The organism is Xenorhabdus sp. IM139775, from assembly GCF_028598745.1.
In the GTDB taxonomy this organism is placed as follows: domain Bacteria; phylum Pseudomonadota; class Gammaproteobacteria; order Enterobacterales; family Enterobacteriaceae; genus Xenorhabdus.
The window spans coordinates 1-644 of record NZ_JAQRFK010000238.1 but is presented as its reverse complement, the minus strand read 5'-3'; the positions used below and the strand labels follow the sequence as shown (position 1 = coordinate 644).

Genomic DNA, 644 nt, shown 5'->3' with positions numbered 1-644 from the left:
CACGCAGTAAGTCGGCCGTATCAAACTCGACTTGGTAACGAATCCCCCGTTTCGGTGAGGCCATCAGCAAGGCCGATTTGATTTGTTGTTCAAAATTGGCGAGCCACGGGCGCATGGTAATCGTCAGAAAGGCGCGGGATGCCTCGCTAAAGTTGCTGTAGGTGCTGTTCGAATACTCTTGCAGAAAGATCGGGCTGACGTTGAACATCCGGGCGATATCGTCAATGGTGAAACGGCGGGAAGCCAGCCACTCCGCATCTTGGTTACTCATCCCCAATTGCTGGTATTCCATCCCGTCCCCAGACAATCACCGCATACGCATTGCCATTCAGCAGACAATGACGCATCAGGGTTCTTTTAAACTGATACGGGGTCTGGCAGTCATTCGGGCACTCATTGAGCAAATAATCCACCGGGTGATCGCTCAGCCATTCGCGGGACTCTGTGCCGTTTTGGTGCGCAACCCGATAGAGGTAGCAAGGCATAGAGGCAACGGCTTCACTAATGACAGTAACGGCATTCATCACGGCGGGTAAACCTTCCGCGGTAGACGGTGAAACATGCTCCCCCGATTTAGTGTTAGATACGCCTGCCAGAGAAAGAAACTCCTCCATCGTCATACTGCGGGTTTCAGGCGCTTTTCG

1 pseudogene is annotated in these 644 nt (G+C 53.0%); it reads right to left on the bottom strand.

The window, feature by feature from the left end:
• Positions 1 to 644, bottom strand: a pseudogene (locus tag PSI17_RS17225) (phage portal protein); the annotation flags it as partial.